General features: G+C 77.1%; 14 protein-coding genes. 11 read left to right on the top strand and 3 right to left on the bottom strand.

Annotated elements, in window-relative coordinates:
• Window positions 1-7: 7 nt before the first annotated feature.
• Window positions 8-2542, bottom strand: a complete 2535-nt coding sequence (locus CCE01nite_RS21780) for a glycoside hydrolase family 43 protein (protein WP_141372186.1) — start codon at window positions 2540-2542, stop codon at window positions 8-10.
• A gap of 168 nt (window positions 2543-2710) precedes the next feature.
• On the opposite strand from CCE01nite_RS21780, the gene CCE01nite_RS08715 reads away from it, so the two are divergent.
• The 8 genes from CCE01nite_RS08715 (at window position 2711) to CCE01nite_RS08680 (ending at window position 12111) form a co-directional block, all read left to right on the top strand.
• Window positions 2711-3367 carry a DUF6518 family protein gene (locus tag CCE01nite_RS08715; RefSeq protein ID WP_246056375.1) on the top strand — a complete coding sequence of 219 codons (657 nt, stop codon included), beginning with the start codon at window positions 2711-2713 and terminating at the stop codon, window positions 3365-3367.
• Between the two features lie 133 nt (window positions 3368-3500).
• Window positions 3501-4754, top strand: a complete 1254-nt coding sequence (locus tag CCE01nite_RS08710) for a DUF8744 domain-containing protein (protein ID WP_174774684.1) — start codon at window positions 3501-3503, stop codon at window positions 4752-4754.
• Complete coding sequence (locus tag CCE01nite_RS08705) at window positions 4751-7465, top strand: multicopper oxidase domain-containing protein (RefSeq protein ID WP_141372185.1); 2715 nt, start codon at window positions 4751-4753, stop codon at window positions 7463-7465. Before CCE01nite_RS08710 ends, CCE01nite_RS08705 begins: the two co-directional genes overlap by 4 nt.
• Window positions 7466-7614: 149 nt before the next feature.
• The gene (locus CCE01nite_RS08700) at window positions 7615-8004 is read left to right on the top strand and encodes a DUF2249 domain-containing protein (protein WP_084142962.1); all 390 of its coding nucleotides are present in this window, start codon (window positions 7615-7617) and stop codon (window positions 8002-8004) included.
• Window positions 8005-8098: 94 nt separating this feature from the next.
• Window positions 8099-8464, top strand: coding sequence for a cupin domain-containing protein (locus CCE01nite_RS08695; RefSeq protein WP_034634760.1), 366 nt, complete (start codon window positions 8099-8101; stop codon window positions 8462-8464).
• Window positions 8465-8582: 118 nt separating this feature from the next.
• Window positions 8583-9305: a hypothetical protein gene (locus CCE01nite_RS08690; RefSeq protein ID WP_034634758.1), complete on the top strand. Its 723-nt coding sequence runs from the start codon at window positions 8583-8585 to the stop codon at window positions 9303-9305.
• Entirely contained in the window at window positions 9302-11800 is a 2499-nt protein-coding gene (locus CCE01nite_RS21775; protein ID WP_141372184.1) for a pre-toxin TG domain-containing protein, read from the top strand. Before CCE01nite_RS08690 ends, CCE01nite_RS21775 begins: the two co-directional genes overlap by 4 nt.
• On the top strand, window positions 11800-12111 hold the full coding sequence (locus CCE01nite_RS08680) for a hypothetical protein (RefSeq protein WP_034634754.1): 312 nt from the start codon (window positions 11800-11802) through the stop codon (window positions 12109-12111). Before CCE01nite_RS21775 ends, CCE01nite_RS08680 begins: the two co-directional genes overlap by 1 nt.
• A 118-nt stretch (window positions 12112-12229) precedes the next feature.
• Here CCE01nite_RS08680 and CCE01nite_RS08675 read toward each other — a convergent pair whose 3' ends face one another.
• The gene (locus CCE01nite_RS08675) at window positions 12230-13717 is read right to left on the bottom strand and encodes an amidohydrolase (RefSeq protein ID WP_052104471.1); all 1488 of its coding nucleotides are present in this window, start codon (window positions 13715-13717) and stop codon (window positions 12230-12232) included.
• A gap of 213 nt (window positions 13718-13930) precedes the next feature.
• Between CCE01nite_RS08675 and CCE01nite_RS08670 the strand changes: the two genes are divergently transcribed.
• The 3 genes from CCE01nite_RS08670 to CCE01nite_RS08660 all read left to right on the top strand — a co-directional run bounded on the left by CCE01nite_RS08670 (window position 13931) and on the right by CCE01nite_RS08660 (window position 17821).
• Entirely contained in the window at window positions 13931-14680 is a 750-nt protein-coding gene (locus CCE01nite_RS08670; RefSeq protein WP_034634751.1) for an ABC transporter ATP-binding protein, read from the top strand.
• Window positions 14677-16575 (top strand): FtsX-like permease family protein, encoded by a 1899-nt coding sequence (locus tag CCE01nite_RS08665; protein WP_034634749.1) that lies wholly within the window; start codon window positions 14677-14679, stop codon window positions 16573-16575. Before CCE01nite_RS08670 ends, CCE01nite_RS08665 begins: the two co-directional genes overlap by 4 nt.
• Before the next feature lie 166 nt (window positions 16576-16741).
• Complete coding sequence (locus CCE01nite_RS08660; protein ID WP_141372183.1) at window positions 16742-17821, top strand: GGDEF domain-containing protein; 1080 nt, start codon at window positions 16742-16744, stop codon at window positions 17819-17821.
• Between the two features lie 125 nt (window positions 17822-17946).
• Here the strand turns inward: CCE01nite_RS08660 and CCE01nite_RS08655 are convergent, their stop codons facing one another.
• A complete protein-coding gene (locus CCE01nite_RS08655; RefSeq protein WP_141372182.1) occupies window positions 17947-18729 on the bottom strand; it encodes a DUF899 family protein in 783 nt (260 codons plus the stop codon).
• Window positions 18730-18869: the final 140 nt, after the last annotated feature.

Genomic DNA, 18869 nt, shown 5'->3' with positions numbered 1-18869 from the left:
GCCGCCGTCAGCTGCGGCCCGCGCGATCGAAGACCCGGAGGTAGTCGAACTCCGCGGTCGCCCCCACGCCGCCGTGCGAGACGAGCCCGATCGACAGCTCCGAGCCCGCGGGGAACGTCCACACGCCGCCCGCGACCCACGTGCGCCCGTCGGTCGAGGTGAACGCCTGGACCTCGTGCTCGCCCGCGTCGTCCGTGCGGTGCGCGAGGCGCAGCCACGTGGTCTCGGCGGGCGGCCCGACGATCGTGCCGCCGTACTGCAGCCGCCCGGCGTACGGCAGCTCGGTGCCGAACTCGGTCTGCCGGGTGTTCCAGATCGCGACGTGCGAGAGCCGCGCCCACCGGTCGTCGTCCACGTAGGCGACGATCCCGCCCTGTTGGTAGTTGCGGATCTCGTCGGTGCCGAGGTCGATCGTCAGGCGGGTCTCTGCGATCCAGTCGCCGTCGGGCGCGTCGCGCAGGAGCACCCCCGCGTCGTTCGCGGTGCCGCCGAGGTCGCCGGCCTCGGTGGGCCAGCGCAGCACGCCGTCAGCCACGGTGACCTGCGGCGAGCGCAGCACCGTCCACGCGGGGTCGAGCGCGTCGCCGTCGAACTCGTCCTCCAGCACGAGGTCGCCCGGGCGGGCGAGCGGCACGGTGCGCGTGACCGGGCGCGCCGTGGGGAGCGCGCTGAGGTTGTCGACGTGCACGCCCGGACCGGCGGCGAACGCCCCGGCGGCCCCGGGCACGCGTGCACCGCGCGGGAGGTCGAGCGTCACGGCGGCGAGCGGGTCGCCGAGGCGCGCGTGCGTGAGCTCGGCCTCGGCGACGCCGTCGCGCACGGTCAGGACCGCGGAGTGCCACGTCGTCAGGTCGAGGTCCGCGGGCAGCGGCGCGGCCGCGCGGGCGACGGACCGGCCGCGGACGGTCGCCTCGACGACGAGCTCGCGCGTGGCCGGGTCGATCGCCGCGCTGACCTGGTCCACCGGGCCGCGCCGGGCGTCCGGGTTGTCGGTGAGCCGTTCGAGCCGGCCCGCCCCGCCGCGCGTCCGGTACCCGGCGAGGAGCCCGTGCTGCGCGGTCACGCCGGGGTCGGCGCGCAGGTCCGCCTCGACGCGCACGCCGTCGCCGTGGGTCCGGTGGGTGACGAGCGCGCTGACCCCCGTGCGGCCCGGCGCGCCGGACACCACGTGGGGGCCCGCGTCGTCGTCGGCGCCCGTGGCCCAGCGCCCCACGGCCTGCCACGTGCGCGGGATGCCGTCGTCGAACCCGGTGACCCGGCCCGTGACGGGGCCGCGCTGCCGGTCCTCGGACGCCCAGGCGCCCGCCCGCGCGGTCGGCCAGCCGTCGACCCAGTCGAGCCGGTCGATCAGCATGGGCCGCTCGTTGATGCCCTCGGTCCTGTCGAGGTACGGGTCCGCGCGGTCGATCGCGTGGTAGACGATCCAGTCCTGCCCCGCGAGGTCCGTGACGACCGAGTTGTGCCCGGTGCCGACCCAGCGGTTGCCGTTCGGCGCGAGCACGGGCGTGCCGCCGGCCCGGGACTGGTTCAGGGGCACGCCCTCGCGGTCCACGTACGGCCCGGTCAGGTCGCGCGAGCGCCCGACGTGCACGCTGTAGCCCGTCGTCGGGCCCGCGCAGCAGTTGGCCGACGACGCGAACAGGTACCACCAGCCGTCGCGCTGGATCACGTACGCGCCCTCGTACTTGTTGTCGATCGCGACCTGCACGGGCTCCCCGACGGCTTCGGTGCCGTCCTCGGCGAGCTCGGTGACCCAGATCCCGCCGTAGTAGGAGCCGTAGAACAGGTGCTCGGTGCCGTCCGGGCCGACGACGTGGTGCGGGTCGAACGTCCACCGGAAGTCGCCGAACGCGCCCGCGCCGCGGCGGGGGTCCACGACGGGGTCGCCCGCGTCGGTCCACGGGCCCACCGGCGTCGGGGCGGTCGCGACGCCGATCGCGTTGTCGTTGGGCTCGGCCGGGTCGTCCGGGCCGGTCGTGGTGTCCGTGACGACGTAGTAGAGCCGGTACTCGCCGTCGACGTAGCGGATGTCGGGTGCCCACAGCGCGGCGCCGCGGCCGGCGTCGGCCCACGCCGGGAGCGTGTCCTCGGTGAACGCGTCGCCGACGTACTCCCAGCTCACGAGGTCGGACGAGCGGGAGATCGGCAGCAGGTGGCGCACGCCCTCGCCCTCGCGCAGCGGGTCCGTCGTGCCGTACGCGTACCACCAGCCGTCCTTGCCACGGATGACCGCGGGGTCCGCGTAGGTGTCCGCGAAGCCCGCGCTCACCGGGTTCGTGTACGGGGTCGAGCGCACCGCGCCGTGCGGCCCGCCCGAGCCGCCGCCGAGGCCGTCGAGCGCCTCGGGACCGGTCGTCGCGCCCGCCGGCCCGGCGAGCAGGAGCCCGGCGGCGAGCACGGCCGCGGAGGCGGCGGCGGACGCACGGGCGGCGGTGGACGCGGAGCCCCGCCGGGCGGCCGCGGACGCGGACCCGCGGGCGGCGGCGGTCACGGACGCGGCGGGGGCCGCGGAGGAGCGGGACGGCACGGAGAACCTGCGCATCGGAGCCTGCCGATCGTCGTCGATGTGGCGGGTGACTCCGTTGTACGCCGCTCGCGCCCGGTGCGCCTCCGCTCGGACGTGGTTCTGCACCCACGGGTGGACCCGCGCACGGCGGAGCCCGACGGCGGGCGGACGCGGACCGCGCGCACGCCTGCGTAGCGTCGAGGCATGCCCGAGACCACGACCCCCGACGTCACCCGCGCCCTGCCACCGGACGCGCGCCCCGACCACCGCACCGGGCGGGTCCGCGTCGCCGTCGTGCCGCTCGCGAGCGCCGCGCTCGGCGCGCTCACGCTCACCGCCCAGGGCGCGCTGCCCGACGCCGCGGTCCCGTTCGCGAACTCCGCGGGCGGCTGGACGCTGCTCACCGTGCTGCTCGTGCTGTGGTCCCGCGCCCGGTCGCGGACCGCCGCGGTGCTCGGCGCCGCGAGCTTCGTGCTGCTCGTGCTCGGGTACAGCGCGAGCGCGCACATGCACGGGCTGTTCTACGACCCGACGTTCTTCGGCACCATCGGGCTCGTCGCCGGACCGGTCGTGGGCGTCGCGACGGCCTGGCTGCGGGAGCACGGTCTGCGCGCGGCGCTCGGGACCGCGGTGCTCGCGGGCATCGGCCTCGGCGAGGCCGTGTACGGGCTGACGTCCGTCGTGGAGTCGACCGGCGCGGCGTACTGGGTCGTCCTCGGCGCCGGTGCGCTCGCGCTGCTCGCGGGGATGCTCGCGCGGCGGGTCCGGGGTGCCGTGCCGGTCCTCGTCGCGACGCTCGGGACCGCCGTCGTCGCGGGCGCTTTCGCCGTGGCCTACCGCGTGGTCGGGTCGATCGGGTAGGCCGGTCGGCTCGGGCCGGGCCGGCCGGGTAGGCGGCAGGCAGCTCGGCGCCGGCCCGGCCCGTCGGCTTCGGGGCGCCCCGCCCCGGACCTAGGGCCCAGGCGCACGCCCCACGCATTTCTACGGTGGGAGTGTGAGAAAAGCGGGCAGGTTCGCGCTCCTCGTCCCGGGCGGCGTGGCGCTCCTCGCCGGGCTCGACGCGGGGCTGCTGCTGCTCGGCCTCCCGGCTCCCGTGACCACCGAGCGCCTGCCCCAGGTGCACGGCCCGCTGCTCGTGCTCGGGTTCGTCGGCACCGTCATCGCGCTCGAGCGGGCGGTCGCCCTGCGCCGCCCCTGGGGCTACGCAGCGCCCGCGGCCCTCGGCGCCGGCGGCCTCGCGCTCCTCGCCCCCGCCGTCCCGCTGCTCGGCGGGCAGCTCGCGCTCGTCGCCGGCACCGCCCTGCTCCTCGCGGTCTACCGCGCGCTGTGGCGGCGCCAGGAGTCGCGCGCGCTCGCGCTCCAGGTCGTCGGCGCGGTGCTCGCGCTCGGTGCGGCGCTGCTGTGGGCGGGCGGCGCCCCCGTCGCGACGTCGCTCCCCTGGCTCGCCGGCTTCCTCGTCCTGACGATCGCCGGCGAGCGCCTCGAGCTCGCGCGCGTCGGCTCGCCCGGCGAGGCGAGCGAGCGCGCGGTGCTCGGGCTCGGGGTGCTGCTCGCCGCCGCCGTCGCCGCGACCGCCCTGTGGCCCGCCGCCGGCCACGCGCTGCTGGGGCTCGCGCTGCTCGCGCTCGTCGCCGTGCTGCTCGTGCACGACGTCGCGCGCCGGCTCGTCCGCACGACCGGGCTGCCGCGCTACATGGCGTGGTGCCTGCTCGCCGGGTACGGCTGGCTGCTCGTCGCGGGGGGCGTGTGGCTGCTCGCCGGGGCGGTCACCGAGGGGCCCGCGTACGACGCCGTCGTGCACGCCGTGTTCCTCGGGTTCACGCTCTCGATGATCATGGCGCACGCCCCCGTGATCCTCCCCGCGGTGCTCGGCCGGCCGTTCCCGTACCGGGCCGTGCTCGCGGTGCCGGTCGTGCTGCTGCACGCGTCGCTGCTGCTGCGCGTGCTCGGCGGCGACGCGTACGGGGCGTCATGGGCGCTCGCGACCGGGGGCGCGCTCAACGTCGCCGCGGTGCTCGGGTTCGTCGGGCTCGCGGTGTGGTCGGTCGCGACCGGGCGTCGCGCGGTGCCGCGCGTGCGGCGACCCGTCACCACCGACCCGGGCGCCACCGACCCGGGCGCCGCTCCCGCCGCCGCCGTTTCCCCGGCCGCCACTCACCCTGCCCCCGCTCACCCGGCCGCCTCTCACCCAGCCCTCGCTCGCCCGGCCTCCGGCGTACCCGCGGACCCGACGGAGGTCACCGCATGAGGTCGCGCTGGCACGTCCGCGTCAACGCCCTCGTCGTGGCGTGGCTGCTCGCCGCCGCGACCGTCGCCGCCGCGCACCGGGCCGTCCCCGTCGCGGGCTGGCTCATGGTGCACGGGCTGCTGCTCGGCGCGGTCAGCACGGCGATCCTCATCTGGAGCGCGCACTTCGCGGAGGCGGTCCGGCGCACGCCGCTGCCCGGCGGTCACCGCGGCCAGGCGGTGCGGCTCGGTCTGCACACCGCCGGGGCGCTCGCGGTCATCACGGGGATGCTCACGACGACGTGGCCCGTCGTCGTCGGCGGGGCCGTGCTCGTCGCCTCGGTCGGCCTGTGGCACGCGGCGGCGATCGTCGCGCAGAGCCGGGTCGCCGGCGGGAGCCTCGGGGTGCGGCTCGGGGGCACCACCTGGTACTTCGTCGCGTCGGCGACGGCGCTCGCGGTCGGCGCCGGGCTCGGGGCGACGCTCGCGCGGGAGGACGTCGCGGGGGCCGTGGCCGCGCGCCTCTACCTCGCGCACGTCACGGTCATGCTGCTCGGCTGGGTCGGGCTGACCGTCGTCGGGACCACCGTGACCCTGTGGCCGACGATGCTGCGGGTCCGGCTCGCGCCCGACGCCGCCGTCGCGTCGCGCCACGGGCTCGTGGTGCTGGGCCTCGGGCTGCTCACCGTCCTGGCCGGCGCCGCGACCGGGCAGCGGACCATCGCGGGCGTCGGGCTCGTCGTGTACCTGCTCGGGCTCGGCCGCACCTCGTGGCCGCTCGCGCGCGAGGCCCGGCAGCGGACCCCCGACACGTTCGCGTCCCGCTCGGTCGGGCTCGCGTGGTGCTGGTTCGTGGTGTCCGTCGCGGCGTGGGCCGTCGCGGTGCTCGGGGCCGACGGGTGGGCCGACGCGCAGGTGCGCACGGGCGCCGTGCTCGCGCCGCTGGCCGTCGGCTTCGCGGCGCAGGTGCTCGTCGGCGCGCTGTGCCACCTCGGGCCCATGGTGCTCGGCGGCGGCCCGACCGCGCACCGGGCCGCGCGTGCGGTCGTCGAGCGCGGCAGCGGCGCGCGGCTCGTGCTCGTCAACGGCGGGCTCGTGCTGTTCGCGCTGCCGGCGCCGAGCCTCGTGCGCGTCGGCGCGTCGATGCTCGTGCTCGGGGCGCTCGTCGCCTCGCCCGTGCTCCTCGTCCGGGCGGCGGTCGTGAGCCGACGGCTGCGCGTGCTGCCCACGACCGGGCCCGCGGCGATGCCGCCCGTCGAGCTCCTGGCCCCGCCCGCGCGCCCGCTCGGGCCGGCGCTCGCGGCGACGTGCGCGCTGCTGGTCGTCGTCGCCGGAGCCGTCGCGGCCGACCCCGCCGCCGCCGGCCTCGGGTCGAGCGCGGCCGGCGCCGCCGAGCCGACCGGACGCGTCGTCGTGGTCCAGGTCGAGGCGCAGGACGTGCGGTTCGTGCCCGCGTCGGTCGAGGTCGAGGCCGGCGACGCGCTGGTGCTCGAGGTGACGAACGTCGACGACACCGTGCACGACCTCGTCCTCGACTCCGGCGCGAGCTCCGGGCGGCTCGCCGCGGGGGCGACCACGCGCGTCGAGGTCGGCGTCGTGGGGCGCGGGGTCGACGGGTGGTGCTCGGTCGCGGGGCACCGGCAGCTGGGGATGACGTTCCGCGTGGTCGTGACCGGCGAGGACGCGGCGGGCATCGGCGGCGGTGCAGGTGCGGGGTCGCCGAGGTCGCGGGCCGGCGACGGCGACGGCGACGCCAGTCAGGACGCCGGGCACGGCACGGGCCACGGCGCCGGGCATGACGGGGCGTCCGGCGGCGGCGCGCCCGCCCCCGCCCCGACCCTCACCCCCGGCGCCACGCCCGGGCCCGACCACGAGCCGTATGACGCGACGCTCGCCCCGGCGCCGGCCGAGACGTACCACCGGCTCACGCTGCGCGTCCAGGACGTCGACCGCGAGGTCGCCCCCGGCGTCACCCAGACGCTGTGGACGTTCGGCGGCACCGCCCCGGGCCCGGCGCTGCGGGGCCGCGTCGGGGACACGTTCGAGATCACGCTCGTCAACGACGGGTCGATCGGCCACTCGATCGACTTCCACGCGGGTGCGCTCGCGCCCGACTCGCCGATGCGGACCATCGAGCCCGGCGAGCAGCTCACGTACACGTTCACCGCGACCCGCTCGGGCGTCTGGATGTACCACTGCTCGACGATGCCGATGTCGCTGCACATCGCGAACGGGATGTTCGGCGCGGTGGTGATCGACCCGCCCGACCTGCCCGCGGTCGACCGCGAGTACCTGCTCGTGCAGTCCGAGCTCTACCTCGGCGCGGACGGGCCCGACGGCGCTGTCGCGGACCTCGCCAAGATCCGCGCCGAGCAGCCCGACGCCGTCGTGTTCAACGGCTACCCGAACCAGTACGACCACGCCCCGCTGCGGGCCCGCGCCGGCGAGCGCGTGCGGCTGTGGGTGCTCGACGCCGGACCGAGCCGGGCCAGCGCGTTCCACGTCGTCGGCGGGCAGTTCGACACCGTCTACCTCGAGGGCGCCTACACGCTCGGCGGCCCGGGTGCGCCCGCGACGACCGGCGGCGCGCAGGTGCTCGGGCTGCTGCCGGCGCAGGGCGGCTTCGTCGAGCTCGTGCCGCCCGAGGCCGGGCACTACCCCGTCGTCTCGCACGCCATGGTCGACGCCGAGCGCGGCGCGCACGGGGTGCTCGCGGTCGAGGCGGGCCCGTGACCGGCCACCGCAGCGACCCCGCCGAGCGCCTCGAGCGCACCCCAGCACTCCGGCCGCACGCCGCGCCTCGGCCGCAGCCGGCTCGCCCACCCACCGACCTCGCGACGGCGCCCGTCGTCGCGTACGTGCACGACCACCGGAGGACCACCATGACCCAGCTCCCCCTCGTCAACGCCTCGACCACCCCCGCGACGGGAGGCTGCGGGTGCGGGGGCCACGGCGGCTGCGGCGGTGGCGGCGGACAGGCCACCTCCACGGCGACGGCGGACGGGACGGCGACGACCGCCGTCTCGGACGCCCAGCCCGGCGACCTCGACGTGCGCCCGCTCGCCCCCGCCCAGCGCCACGAGCGGATCTTCGCCGCCGTCGCCGCGCTGCTGCCCGGAGAGTCGTTCGTGCTGACCAACGACCACGACCCCAAGCCGCTGCGCTACCAGCTCGACGCCGAGGAGCCGGGCCAGGTCGCGTGGGAGTACCTCGCCGAGGGACCGGACGTCTGGCGCGTGCGGCTCACCCGTGCGGCGGGCCACTGCTGCTGAGGCTGCACCGCCGGGGCTGTTCCGGTGTCGGTGCCCGGTGGGAGGCTCGTCGCAGCCGCCGGGGGCCGTCCGGCGCGCCCGAGAGGAGCACCGCATGGGCACCGTCCCGGCCGTCGTCCGCGTCGCGGACCTGCGCCTGCCCGGGTCCCGCACCGCACGCTTCGAGGGGCGGGCGCACGGCTCGGGGGTGTCGTACTTCTTCGTCGACAACGACCCCGGACAGGGGCCGGGCCTGCACCGTCACCCGTACAGCGAGACGTGGGTCGTGCTCGACGGCGAGGCCACGATCACGCTCGGGGACACGACCGTCGTCGCGCACCCGGGCGACTGCGCGGTCGTCCCGCCCGGCACGTGGCACCGGTTCGTCAACTCGGGCGCAGGGGCGCTGCGGATGGTGTGCATCCACGCGTCCGAGGTCATGGTCCAGGAGGACGCCGCCGAGGGCACCGCGGCACGCTGACCGCCCGTCTCACCTGCTGTCGGCAGGGCAGCGCCCGATTCGTCCCCTGCAGTAGCGTGCCCCACCGATCGACCTGGCTGCGACGACGCCGCCGGGAGCGACCAGGCAGAGGACGGCCATGCCGGGCGAGGACCCTGACGCGGACGTGCGGGAGAGCGAGTCGGCCGACCCCGCGAGCACGCGCACCGGTGGGCGGCGGCTGCTCACCCTGCTGGTCCCGGGCGGTGTCTTCCTGCTCAGCGGCGCGTCGCTCGTCGTCTACGTCCTGACCGGCGCCCCGATGGCGCTGGTCCTCGCGCTGCTCGTGGTGCTCGGGGTCGGCGCCGTCGCCCTGACGCTGCGCGGGGAGCCCGAGCGGCGGCGCGCGTGGTCGGTCCGGGTGCGGGTCGGTGTCCCCGTCGGGCTCGCCGCGACCGTGCTCTACGACCTGAGCCGGTGGGCGCTCGTCTCGCTCGCGGGGCTCCACGTCTCGCCCTTCACGGCGTTCCCGCTGTTCGGGCAGGCACTCGTCGGCGAGGGCGTGACCGGGGCGGTCTGGGGGTGGGGCGTCGCGTTCCACCTGCTCAACGGCGTCGCGTTCGGGATCGCGTACACCGTGTGGTTCGGGCACCGGCCGGTGTGGGCCGGCATCGCGTTCGCGCTCGGGCTCGAGGCGTTCATGCTCGCGATCTACCCCGGCTGGCTCGACATCCGCGCGCTGCAGGAGTTCACGCAGATGTCGGTGCTCGGGCACGTCGTGTACGGCACGGCGCTGGGGTTCGGGGCGCGGTGGCTGCTGCGCCGGAGCACGGCACGCGGAGCCGAGCGGTCCGGGTCGACGTCGAGGGAGGCCGTCCGATGAGCCAGGTGGTGCGCTGGGCCGAGCTCCAGTGGGTCGCGGTCCCCCGGCGCCTGATGCTGCGCTTCCCCGCGCTGCGCGGGCTCGCCGGCGACGGGCACGTCGTCGTCACCCTGCCGCCCCTCGCGGCGGTGCTCCCCGGCGCGACGCTGCTGCTGGGCCTGCTCTGCGGCCTGCTGCGGCTCGGGTACGACGCGGTCTACACCGAGTCGGCCGTCCTCCTCGTCGTCATGGTGGCGCTCGGGTTCTTCTCGAGCCAGCTCGGGGTGCTGGTGGTCGTCGGGTTCTGCGTCGGCGACCTCCTCACCGCACCGCGGTACGAGGGCGTGGCCTGGTCGAGCTCCCTGTGGTTCGCCGGGCCGCTCGGGGACGGGCCGCTCGCGACCGTCGTCCACGGCTGGCTGCCGCGCCTCATCACCTACCTGCTGCTGGCCGCCGGCGTCGTCCTCCTGCCGCGCGCCGCCCGCGCGGTGGTCCAGACGGTGGGCCGCAGCCGCCGGATGCCGCCGCTGCTCGCCTGGAGCCTGGTCAGCGCGCTGCTCCTGGTCATCGCGTGGCTCGGCACGGACGCGTGGGTGGCCGCCGCCCCGACGCTGGTCCGACCGCTGTTCACGTGGGGCTCGCCGAACGGCGCGCCGACGGTCGAGGCCGTCGCCACGCTCCAGGAGACGGGCGGGTTCGTCGTCGCCGCGGCGGTCGTCGCGACCGCGCTCCGGCAGCTCTGGCTGGGCGCCGCGATGGTGCCGGGGCTGCTCCAGGACCGCCTGCACGCGGCCGAGGACCGGGAGGCGAACGCCACCCCCGCCGAGCGCGCCGCCGCCGCACGGGCGGACGGGGAGCACGCGTCGGCCGAGCACGCGTCGCCCGAGGACGCGTCGCCCGAGGACGCTGCAGCCGGGAACGGGTCTGCCTCTCGGGTGCACGTCCCGGCCCTCGACGTGCGCGTCCCCGCGCCGCCGGGCACGGCCCGCCGCGTGGCCGGCGCCGTGCTGATGTCGCTGCTCGCGACGCTCACTCTGGCGGGCATCCTCGAGCACGTCCTGCTCTGGGTCGCGGCGTTCGGCGTGCTGCTCGCCGTGCGCCTGCTCCGCACGAGTCCGCGCCGCATCGGCTGGCTCGAGCGCTGGCGCAGGCTCGCGGCGCTGCTGCCCGCCTGGGCCCGGCTCATCGCCCTGTGGCTGCTCTCGCGCGTCGTGGTCGACGGCATCTCCAACGAGGTCATCGGCAGCTACGCCGCGCTCGGCGTCTTCGTGCTCGTGAGCGTCGTCGTCGTGTTCGCGTTCTTCCCGGGCGAACCGCTGCCCGAGGACGAGAGTGGTGCCCGGGCGGCGGACGAGGACGGGCCGGTGGCGCCGGGAGGGCCTCCCGGTGGAGTCACCGCACCGCCCGGTCCCTCGGGCCCCGGGGAGAGCGCTGCACCGGGGGCACCCACAGGCCCGGCACGGACCTCGGCACCCGGCAGGCCGCCGGCCGGTGGGCGACCCGTCGTCCCCGGTCGGCACGCTGCGCCCGGCGGACCGGCGGCACCGGGCGGACCGGCGGCACCGCGCACGGCGCAGCACGACGTGGCCGGCGTCGTCCCGCTCCCGCCACCGTGGCGTCGTCGGCTCCGCGGGCTCCAGCTCGCCGTGGGGGCGTGGACCGTCACCGCGCTCGCCGGGCTGTTCACCGCGGCTCCCGCGGCGGCGGACAACTGCTCGGTGTTCACCGACTGCTTCGGGGTCGCGAACTCGGCGGCCGAGGCGGCGTTCGGGCTGGCGCTGCTCGCGGCGCTGTCGATGGTCCTGGACTTCATCCCCGTCGTCGGCACCGTCAAGGGCGTCGTCGAGGCCGTCACCGGGCGTGACCTGCTCACCGGGCAGGAGCTCGCGTGGTGGGAGCGGGCCCTCGGCGTCCTCCCGGTGCTCGCCGGCCTGGGCGCGCTCGGGGCAGCGGCCCGGCTGGGGCGCAACGTACCCACGCCGCCGCACGTGCCCCGCACCCCGGACGTGCCCACGCGCACCCCGGACGTCCCGCGCACGCCCGACGCTCCCCGGACCCCGGACGTCCCGCGAACCCCCGACGCGCCGCCCCGCGACCCCGGCGCCCCCCGGACCCCGGACGAGCCACCCCCGCCACGCACGTGGCCCGACCGCCCCGAGCCGGGCACCCCCGAGCACGACCTGGGCTTCGACCCGGCCGTCAACAAGTTCCGGCCGTCGGAGTACCAGACGGCGCAGCGCATCATCGAGGAGCGTGGCGTCGAGATCACGCGAGCCCCGAAGGGCAGCAGCGCTGACTGGGTCGACTCCGCAGGCAACACGTACGACGCGGTCGGCAACTTCCCCGGCGAGTTCTTCGACGACCAGTGGCCCAACCTCGCCGAGCAGATCGTCAAGCACCTCGACAAGGCAGACTTCGTCCCCGTCGACGTGTCCAGGTTCAGTCCGGAGCAGATCGCCCGGGTGCGGGAGTTCATCGAGCCCCTGTCGCCGCGGGTCTTCATGGTGGGTGGGTAATGGCAGGCATCGTGTTCGTGTCGGAGTCGAGTCACTGGGACGTGTCGTCGTCCGTCTTCTACTGGGCGGTCGACACGCTCGCCGACCGGGTCGCCTCGGCCGAGCTCGCGGAGCGCCTGCGCGTGATCTCGGACAACAACCTCGGCAGCCTCCGGCTCTCGCAGGTCCCGCCGGAGCAGCGGTCCGAGCTCGTCGCCCAGATCGGGGCGCTGCCGCGGGTCGCCGACGCGACGCTCCCGCAGTCGCCCGAGCGGCAGGTCGTGGTCGCGCAGCTCCAGGAGCTCGCCGACCTGGTCGCCGCCGCGGGCTGAGGCCCGCCGTCCCGCAGGGCCGGGGCCCGGGCGGGCGGGTCGCGGTTCGAGCGGGCGGTCCGGGTGCGCGTGCACCCGGGGGGAAGCGGCCTGCGCGCCGCGACCCAGGGCTGGTGGGCTACAGCCGCGACGCCGTCCAGCCGCCCGCGAGCATCGTGGCCGCGACCGGCAGGCCGCGCAGGTCCGCCCCCTGCGCCCACGGGTCGGCGTCGAGCACCGCGAGGTCCGCGACCTGCCCGGGCTCGACGCGCGAGCGGACCGAGGCGCCGAGCGCGACGTCGAGGTCGATCGCCTGCTCCGGGTGCCACGGCTCGCGGCCGTCGCGCGCCCGGTCGACGGCCGACGCGACCGCCTGCCACGGGTCGAGCGGCGCGACGGGCGCGTCGGAGCCGAGCGTCAGGCGCACGCCCGCGTCGACGAGCGCGCGCAGCACGAACGCCCGGCCCGTGCGCCCGGCCCAGTAGTGGTCGGCGACGTCCCGGTCGTCCATCGCGTGCTCGGGCTGGACCGACGCGACGATCCCGAGCTCGGCGAACCGTGCGACGTCCCCGGGGCTCAGGAGCTGCGCGTGCTCGATGCTGCCGCGCGCACCCGACGCGGCGAACGCGTCGAGCGCGTGGGTGTTCGCCGCGTCGCCGATCGCGTGGATCGCCGAGCGGAGGCCGTGCCGGTGCGCGTGCGCCATGAGCGGCACGAGCCGGTCCGGCGGGACCGAGAGCACGCCGCGCGCGTCCGGGCCGGTCAGGCCGGGGTACGGGTCGTGGCAGTACGCGGTGCGGGTGTTGAGGGAGCCGTCGGTGATGACCTTGAGCGGGCCCATCGTCAGCAGCGCCGCGTCGCCCTGCCCGGGGACGACGTCGCCGGTGTGGAGCTCCTCGGCGACAGGACGGTCGAGGTGGTCGGGCCAGACGCCCGCCGAGACGCGCAGCGACCGGGTGCCGCCCGCGATCCGGCGCCGCCACGCGGTCAGCAGGTCGCTGAGCTCGAGGTCGACGACCCCGACGACGCCCCGCGCCGCCGCCGCGCGAGCCGACTCGTCGACCCAGGCGTCGAGCACGTGCGGCGCGACGACGTTGACCCGCGGGCTCACCGCGAACCACTCGTGCTCGCGCAGCACCCCGTCCGCGCGCCACGGCACCCCGTAGCGCCTGAGCGCGGCGGTGCTGAGCCACGCGCAGTGCACGTCGCCCGAGACGAGGACGACGGCCGCGCCGGGGTGCCCCGCGCGCGCGGCGGCCTCGTCGAGCAGGGCCACGTCGGGGGCGTCGGGCCACAGCCCGTCGCGGAACCCGACCCCGACGAGCACCTCGTCGCCGTCGCCGCGCGCGAGCCGCTCGGTCACGAGTCGCGCGGCCTCGGCGGCCGACCGGGCACCGGAGACGTCGAGCCGGCGCCGGGCGAGCGCCCACTGGTCCATGTGCGTGTGCGCGTCCCACAGCCCGGGGACGACGACGCGGCCGCCCAGGTCCACCCGCTCGGCGCGCGCCCCGGCGGCCCGCGCGGCGTCGGGACCGACGGCGACGACCCGCCCGTCCCGCACGTGCACGTCGACCGGCTCGGCGGCGGGCCGGCTCACGCGGACTCCGTCCGCCGACGTCCGGGCCACCCGCGCCCCGGTCAGCACCCACTCCTCGACGCCCACGCGCTGCTCCTCCTCCGGACCGCTGCGGGACCTCGCTGCGGGTCCCCTGCAGGGACAGCATCCTGCCTGCATCGAAAGGTGGAACCCGCGCGGGCCCTCCTTCCGGGGCTCGATGGGCCACCCTCCCGGTTCCTAGGTTCGAGAGCGACACCACGACCTCGACCACGGGAGCACCCCATGTCCGCGCCGACCACCACGCAGTCGACGGCCACCGCCGTCCGCCTCGTCGACCTCCACAAGACCTACCCGGGACGCGAGCCCGTCCACGCGCTGCGCGGGGTGTCCCTCGAGCTGCTCGCCGGCTCCGTGACGGCGATCGTCGGTCAGTCCGGCTCCGGCAAGTCGACGCTGCTGAACTGCGCGGCCGGGCTCGACACCCCGAGCCGGGGCTCGGTCGTCGTCGGGGGCCACGACCTCACGACGCTCCGGCCCGACGACCTCACGCGGTTCCGGCGGGAGCACGTGGGCTTCGTCTTCCAGGCCTACAACCTCATCGGCCACCTGACGGCGCGCGAGAACGTCCGCCTGCCGCTCGTGCTCGCGGGCCGCGCGGTCGACGCGGCGTGGGAGTCGGCGCTGCTCGACTTCCTGGGCGTGCCGCACCTCATGGACCGCCTGCCGGGCGAGCTGTCCGGCGGGCAGGCCCAGCGCGTCGCGATCGCCCGGGCGCTGATCACGCGGCCCGCCGTCGTGTTCGCCGACGAGCCCACGGGTGCGCTGGACTCCCGCACCGGCGCCGCGGTGCTCCAGGTGCTGCGCGACACCGCCCACGAGCTCGGGCAGACCGTCGTCGTCGTGACGCACGACGCGGGGGTCGCGGCCGCCGCCGAGCGCGTCGTCGTCCTCGCGGACGGGCTCGTCGTCGACCAGCTCGAGCACCCCACCGCCGAGCAGGTCACCGCTCGCCTCCTCACGACGGGCCGGTGAGCACCGTGTGGCAGCTCGCATCCTCGGGCGTCCGTGCCCACCGCGGGGCCTTCGCCGGCACCGCCGTCGTCCTCGCCGTCGCCGCGGCGGTCCTCGCGGTGACCGGGGTCCTGTTCGAGTCCGGCCTGCGCACGCAGTCCGCCGGGGACCCCGCCTCCGGGGGGCTGCTGGTCTCCCTCGCGTCCTCCTACGCCGGGACGCTGGTCGTCGTCGTGGTGATGGTCGTCGCGGCGACCGTCAGCCTCGCGCTGCGCAGCCGCCGCCGGGAGTTCGCGCTGCTGCGCGCGGTCGGCGCCACCCCCGCGCAGGTGCGCCGCACCGTGACCGCCGAGGTGGCCGTGGTCTCGCTCGTCGCCGCGCCGGTGGGCGCGGTTGCGGGCCTGTTCGGCGCCCGGCTCCTCGACCCGCTGCTCGTGCGCGGCGGGATGGTCGCGCCGGACTTCACGTCGACGCTCTCGCCGCTGCCCGTCCTCGCCGCGGTCGCGCTCATCGCGGTCACCGCGGTGCCCGTCGGCCGGCTCGGCGCCCGGGAGGCCGCACGCACGGCGCCGACCGCGGCGCTCCAGCAGAGCGCGGTCGAGGACCGCCAGGTCGGTACCGGCCGGCGGGTCACGGCCCTGGCGATGACTCTGGGCGGGCTGGCCACGGCGTTCTCCCCCCTGTGGATCCCGGGCGCGATGGGGAGCGCCACGGCCTCGCTCTCCGCCTTCCTGCTGATCGGTGCCGCCGCGCTCGCCGGGCCCGTCCTCGTCGGCTGGATCTTCGACCGGCTGGCACGGGCGCACGCGGCCGGCGGGCGCCCGGCCACGATGCTCGCCGTCCGCAACGTGCGGGGGTTCTCCCGGCGGCTGACGACCGTCGTCGTCCCGCTCGCCCTGGTCGTCGCCGCCGCGACCGTCCAGACGAGCGTGAACAAGGCGATCACGACCGGCGCACAGCAGGAGTTCGTGGCGTCGGTCGCCGCGGACCTCGTCGTCACGCCTACCGAGGAGGCGGCGGCGGACCTCACCGCGCAGGTCGCCGCGGTGCCCGGCGTCACGTCCGCCGTGCCGCTCGCGACCGTGCCCGGGCAGCTGCGCACCGACGACGAGCTCGACGGCGCGCTCGCCTGGGAGGCCACCGCGCTGCGCGTCGTCCCCGCCGGCACGACGGCGCTCGACCCGGACGTCGTCGACGGCTCGCTCGCCGGCCTCGACTCCCCGGACACCGTGGCCGTCAGCAGCGACACGGCGTTCACCAGCGGCGCCGGCCTGGGCGAGACGCTCACGCTCCGGCTCGGCGAGGACGTCGTCGAGGCGACCGTCGTCGCGGTGTTCTCGCGCGGGCTGGGGGTCGCCGGCCTGATCACCGGACCGGCGACGGCCGAGGCCCACGGGCTGCCCATGATGGCCGACACGGTGCTGGTCGACCTCGCCGCGGGAACGGACCTGGCGGACGCCACCGCAGCGATCACCGCCCTGGGGGCGACGGCGGCCGACCCCGGGACGCACATCACCACGGCGATGCGGTCGGCCGGCGGCGAGAACGAGATCGGGACCGCGCTGCTCCTCCTGCTGCTCGCGGTGGTGGCGGTCGGGGCGGCGAGCACGCTGGCCATGACCACGGTGGCGCGGCGCGACGAGCTCGCGCTGCTGCACCGCACCGGCACGACCCGCCGCCAGCTCCTGGCGATGACCACCGTCGAGGCGACGATCACCGGGGTCACGGCGTGGGTCGTCGGCACCGCGGCGGTGGTGCCGGCGGTGGTCGGGGTGAGCGCCGGGGTGCTCGACGGGCCGCCCGTCGTCGACCTGGTGTCCTACGGCGTCGTCAGCGCGGCGGTCGTGGTCTTCGCGCTGGCCGCGACCGCGCTGGCCGCACGCCGGACGACGCGGCTGGCGACGGCCGTCGCCTGACGGTGCCGGCCGGGCCACCGCGGCCGGCCGGCGCCCGCTGCTCGGCGGACCGCGCCCCGGTCGGCACGCGCTGCCCCGCATACCCTGCGCCGCCCCTCGGCTGAGCGGCCGTCCCTTCAGCCGGTCGGCCGCTCAGCCGCGGGCGGTGCCGGCCGATGGTGGGGGCGTGTCATGGGAGCAGGCGTGCCGGCCGAGGGACCCGCGGGGTGCAGCGCGCGCCGCGGCGGTCCTCGTCGCCGTCGCCGCGCTCGTCACGCTGGTCTTCACGGCCCTCGGCCAGGGACCGTCCTCGCTCGTCGCGCTGGTGCTCGTCACGGGCGTCAACCTCGCGGTGCTCCCGCTGGCCGTCGCGCTGTACCGGCACGGCCACCGCGCACCGGCCGCGACCTGGCTCGTCACGCCCGTCGTCGGGATCGCGATCATCGCGGGCCTCGACGTGGCGACCGCCGACGCGAGCGCGGCCGCGCAGGCGTTCTTCGCGTTCCCCGTCGTGTTCGCCGCGTCGCAGCTCGGCCGCAAGCCCGTCGCGCTCGTGACCGTCCTCGCGGTGCTGGGCAACGCCTGGGTCGTCTTCACGCTCCTGCCGCCCGGCCGGGCCGCGACCGACCTCGCGTACATCGGCGCGATGCTCACCGTCCTGGCCGCGGTCCTCGTGCAGGCCGGCGAACGCCAGGACCGCCTCGTGACCCGGCTCACCGAGCAGGCCGCCGTCGACCCGCTCACCGGGCTGGCCACCCGCCGCGTGCTCGACGACGCCGCCGCGTGCGCCCTCGCGCAGACCGGCGACGGCACGGGCCTGATGATCCTCGACCTCGACCGGTTCAAGGTCATCAACGACGAGCGTGGGCACCCCGTCGGCGACGACGCCCTCGCGCACGTCGGCGACCTGCTGCGCCGCCGCGCGCAGGCCGGCACGATCGCCTCCCGGCTCGGCGGCGACGAGATGGCGCTCCTGCTGCCCGGCTGGGGCCGCCAGGCGACGCTCGACGTCGCGGAGGAGCTCCTGCGCCTGGTCCGGCGCACCCCGCTGCGCGGTGCGGACGGCCCGGTGCCGCTGACCGTGAGCATCGGGGTCGCGCACACGTCGGCGCACACCACGATGCGCGAGCTCTACGCCGCGGCCGACGCGGCCCTGTACGACGCCAAGGCCGACGGCCGGGACCGGGTCGTGATGACCGACGACGTGTCCCGGGCGCCGGGTCCGCACGCGTCGCCCCGCGCGTCCGGGGCCCGGCCGGGCGCCTGAGCGACGCGCCGAGCCGTCCCCGGGCGCGGGAGGCGTGAAGCACCGTTTCCCGCGCCCGGGGCCGTCCCGCGCGCCCCCAGCGCGAGCACGCCGCCGCACGGCGCGCTCCTCGGGACGCCCGGGGGTCAGTGGTGCGCGCCGTGCCGGCCGAGGGTGGTCTCGGGCGTCACGCCCGGGCGCGTCCACTGCGGTGTCGGGCGGCCCGTCGGTCCCCAGGTGCCGTTGCCGTCGACGTCCGTGCGCCAGTACCAGCACGCGCCCTGCCCCGCGGGCCAGCCCGCCGGGTTCTCCTCCCACGACTCCCCGCGCCCGTACGGCGTCATGTCGAGCAGCGCGAACGACGCGCTGCCCGGCTCGACGCCGCGGCCGGTCGTCGCGTAGGTGAGGAAGGCGCGGTCGCCGTCGCGCAGGAAGCACGCGTAGGCCCCCATGTCGCCGCCGACCGGCTCGGGCAGGTCCCGCACCGAGTACCAGGGCTGGGGGTAGCCCATGAACTCGACGTAGGGCGCCACCTCGTCCCACACGCCGGTCGTCACGACCGCGAACGAGACGCCGCGGGCGCGCAGGTACGCGGTGTCCTGCAGCTGCCACGCCGAGACGGTGCAGCCCTCGCACTGGCCCTGGTGCGGCGCCCCGTCGTGCCACATGTGCTTGTAGACCAGCAGCTCGTCCCGGCCCTGGAACAGGTCGAGGAACGGGACGGGCCCGTCGGCGCCGACGACCTCGACGGTCGGGTCGAGCTCGACCATCGGCAGCCGGCGGCGCTCGGCGGCCAGGGCGTCGCCCGCGCGGGTGTGCGCCTTCTCGCGGACCAGCAGCTCGTCGCGCGCGGCCTGCCACGTGGCCTGGTCCACGACCGGCGGGCGGCCGGGGAGCAGCGTCGTCGGGCGGTTCGGCGTCGTCGTCATCGCGTCCTCCGTGGGTGTCCGGGGCCGGGCGGAGCCGTGCGACGTCGCCCGACGGTCACGGGGCAGACCGGCGCGACGGCCGGAACTCATCGCCCGCGCGACGACCCCCGCGGGCCTGCCCCGCCCGAGGGAGCGCCTCG

The sequence above is a fragment of the Cellulomonas cellasea genome, assembly GCF_006538745.1.
GTDB classification, from domain to species: domain Bacteria; phylum Actinomycetota; class Actinomycetes; order Actinomycetales; family Cellulomonadaceae; genus Cellulomonas_A; species Cellulomonas_A cellasea.
Note: the sequence above shows the minus strand (reverse complement) of the source record. Positions and strands in the feature narration are given on the sequence as shown.

What these genes read in the sequence shown, in the direction of transcription:
- CCE01nite_RS21780 (WP_141372186.1), bottom strand. Translation starts at nt 2,542, where the DNA reads ATGCGCAGGTTCTCCGTGCCGTCCCGCTCCTCCGCGGCCCCCGCCGCG.
- CCE01nite_RS08715 (WP_246056375.1), top strand. Translation starts at nt 2,711, where the DNA reads ATGCCCGAGACCACGACCCCCGACGTCACCCGCGCCCTGCCACCGGAC.
- CCE01nite_RS08705 (WP_141372185.1), top strand. Translation starts at nt 4,751, where the DNA reads ATGAGGTCGCGCTGGCACGTCCGCGTCAACGCCCTCGTCGTGGCGTGG.
- CCE01nite_RS08700 (WP_084142962.1), top strand. Translation starts at nt 7,615, where the DNA reads ATGACCCAGCTCCCCCTCGTCAACGCCTCGACCACCCCCGCGACGGGA.
- CCE01nite_RS08695 (WP_034634760.1), top strand. Translation starts at nt 8,099, where the DNA reads ATGGGCACCGTCCCGGCCGTCGTCCGCGTCGCGGACCTGCGCCTGCCC.
- CCE01nite_RS08690 (WP_034634758.1), top strand. Translation starts at nt 8,583, where the DNA reads ATGCCGGGCGAGGACCCTGACGCGGACGTGCGGGAGAGCGAGTCGGCC.
- CCE01nite_RS21775 (WP_141372184.1), top strand. Translation starts at nt 9,302, where the DNA reads ATGAGCCAGGTGGTGCGCTGGGCCGAGCTCCAGTGGGTCGCGGTCCCC.
- CCE01nite_RS08680 (WP_034634754.1), top strand. Translation starts at nt 11,800, where the DNA reads ATGGCAGGCATCGTGTTCGTGTCGGAGTCGAGTCACTGGGACGTGTCG.
- CCE01nite_RS08670 (WP_034634751.1), top strand. Translation starts at nt 13,931, where the DNA reads ATGTCCGCGCCGACCACCACGCAGTCGACGGCCACCGCCGTCCGCCTC.
- CCE01nite_RS08655 (WP_141372182.1), bottom strand. Translation starts at nt 18,729, where the DNA reads ATGACGACGACGCCGAACCGCCCGACGACGCTGCTCCCCGGCCGCCCG.